This window comes from Colwellia sp. 12G3 (assembly GCF_002836775.1).
Classification (GTDB): domain Bacteria; phylum Pseudomonadota; class Gammaproteobacteria; order Enterobacterales; family Alteromonadaceae; genus Colwellia.
Genome location: NZ_PJAQ01000038.1, coordinates 1 through 2661, shown reverse-complemented (window position 1 = coordinate 2661; position 2661 = coordinate 1). Strand labels below are relative to the sequence as shown.

3 protein-coding genes are annotated in these 2661 nt (G+C 34.4%); 2 read left to right on the top strand and 1 reads right to left on the bottom strand.

All coding sequences use genetic code 11. The annotated features are described in order from the left end of the window. Positions 1–145 precede the first annotated feature (145 nt). On the top strand, positions 146–1423 hold the full coding sequence (locus tag CXF71_RS10080; RefSeq protein ID WP_101232834.1) for an AAA family ATPase: 1278 nt from the start codon (positions 146–148) through the stop codon (positions 1421–1423). 3 nt (positions 1424–1426) lie between these two features. Then, positions 1427–2089 carry an RloB family protein gene (locus CXF71_RS10075; RefSeq protein WP_101232833.1) on the top strand — a complete coding sequence of 221 codons (663 nt, stop codon included), beginning with the start codon at positions 1427–1429 and terminating at the stop codon, positions 2087–2089. A gap of 102 nt (positions 2090–2191) precedes the next feature. Here the strand turns inward: CXF71_RS10075 and CXF71_RS10070 are convergent. Then, positions 2192–2661, bottom strand: a 470-nt coding sequence (locus CXF71_RS10070; protein ID WP_101232832.1) for a hypothetical protein, incomplete at its 5' end; no start/stop codon positions are given.

The window sequence follows — 2661 nt, the reverse complement described above, 5'->3', positions numbered from 1 at the left end:
CCGTTTAAACGCCTTGTTAGCCGTTTTAGTTGCGATTTTTACTATAAAAGTTCATTTTAAGTGAACTAAACGGTAGTAAATATGATATTTAATGCTACTATAACTTATATACAAATACCTGTAAAAATATAATCAAGGCAATCTAATGTTCATCGAATTTACTGTGAAAAACTATCGCTCAATTAAAGAAGAGCAAGTTTTAAGCATGGTTAAAGCTAAAGGTAATGAATTAGAAAAAAGTAATTCATTTTTACCTGACGTCTCCTCAAGTGTTTCATTACTCAGATCCTCAGTAATTTATGGGCCAAATGCAGCAGGTAAATCGAATGTTATAAGAGCTCTAATGGAAATGGAGTATATTGTTCGCCATTCTGCTTCAAAAAATCAAGAGGGTGACTTGATTTCAGTAACTCCTTTTCTTTTTGATGAAACTACCTCAAAAGAACCGACAGAGTTTGAAATGGTATTTATTAGCGAGGGAATTAGATATCAATATGGTTTTTCTGCTACAAAAACAAGAGTAATTGAGGAGTGGTTAATTGCATACCCCAAGGGTAGGCCACAAAGGTGGTTTTCGAGAGCTTTTAACAATGAAACGGCTGCATACGAATATAAGTTTAGTGATTATTTATTAGGACAAAAATCTGTCTGGCAAAACTCTACCCGCTCAAATGCATTACTATTATCTACGGCTGTACAATTAAACAGCGATCAATTAAAGCCTGTTTTTAATTGGTTTAAGGAACAACTACGCCCTACAAATATAGATGGATGGGGTCCTAGTTTTACTGCTTCGATGTGCGAAGAAAGTTCTACTAAAAAGGAAATCCTCAAATTCTTGAAGGCGGCTGATTTTGATATTCATGATATTAAGATTGAAACAGAAAAATTTGATCCTAATTCATTGCCTGATGAATTCCCTGATGATGTTAAAGAAAAAATCATTAAGGAAATGAAAGGGAAAGAACTCATTGATATCAAAACACTCCATAAAACCGCTACAGGTAATTTAGTACCTTTAGACTTTGAAGATGAGTCTGATGGGACAAAGAAATTCTTCTCTTTTGCAGGGCCTTGGATTGATATACTAAAAAATGGATATGTATTAATTGTCGATGAACTACATGATAGTTTGCACCCTAAGATGGTTAAGTACTTGGTTGAGTTATTTCACAATGAAAAAACGAATCCAAAGAATGCTCAATTAATCTTTACAACACATGAAACATCTATTCTCAATCAAGAAGTATTTCGAAGAGATCAGGTTTGGTTTTGTGAGAAAGACAGTTCTCAAGCTACTACCTTATATCCTTTAAGTGACTTCAGCCCTAGAAAAGACAAAGAAAATATTGAACTTGGATATTTATCAGGACGGTATGGAGCCTTACCTTTTATTAGACCTTTTAATATAAAAGAGGCTTAATCGATGGGTTCTGATAATTTATTTCATAAAAGAAAAGCTAAAGTAGCCGAAGGTCTGGAGCGAAGAAAGGCTAGAAGAGCCTCATATGACAAAGTACTTATCGTTTGTGAAGGTGAAAAAACAGAGCCTAATTACTTCAATGAATTAATAAATTTTTATAAATTAAATACGGCAAATGTGGAAATTGATGGTACTTGTGGCTCAAGTCCAAAAAGCGTGTTCGAAAGAGCTTTAGAACTTTTTGAAAAAGAAAAGTGTAAAGGTGATGCATTTGACATAGTTTACTGTGTTTTTGATAAAGATAGTCATGATACATATGAGGATACATTAGTCAGGATAGCGGCACAAAATCCTAAAGATGTATTCCATGCTTCTGTTTCGGTCCCTTGTTTTGAATATTGGATTTTATTACATTTTCAATACTCGACAAAACCATACCATGCTACTGGTTCTTCAAGTATTGGTAATGAAGTTTTAAAAGATCTTAAGGCTGTATTTCCAGAGTACACCAAAGGAAGCGAAGATATTTTTGAGAAGCTATCGGGTCAACTAGAATTCGCTAAACAAAATGCTCAGAGATCTTTGGTACATTCTGAAGCTAACCATACAGATAACCCAACAACATATATTCATGAGCTTGTTGATTATTTGCAAAATTTGAAATGAACTCCTGACGGCTAACGCCCAATTAACGGGCTAAGTAATAGTTGGCTAAACTTGCGAGGAACGAAGCACGGCCAACTGTTGCGTGTCACGTTGAATTGCTTGTTATATGCCATCTTCTTCTGCGGCACACTGCTTTATTTTGGGTAATTGTATTTGAAAAATTATATACACAATTACTAAAGGTAAAAAGCCAACCCAAGATAATTCATGGTATACCCAAAAATATGCAAACCAAATTTGTATACCAATCAGAGTAAACAATTTCAGTACCCGTGGAAACAGCAAAAGACTTCCCATACCTAAAACAGGAAAAGCGAATATACAATTACCAGCCAATGATAATAAAAAGTACCCAAAGCTTTCTGGAAACTCTAAACCGACAACAAATTTTGAGTAAATGAGATCAGCATAGAAAGGCAATAAACCTAACATAAGAAAATATGTTGAGAATTTTTCATCCTTTTTTATTTTATTATGTTGGCGGTTTCTCTCCGCTAATTTTTCGAGCGCATCCATTGCTGGAGATTCCTTGGCATATAACGCCGCATTAAGCGGAAAATTATAGTTGGCTA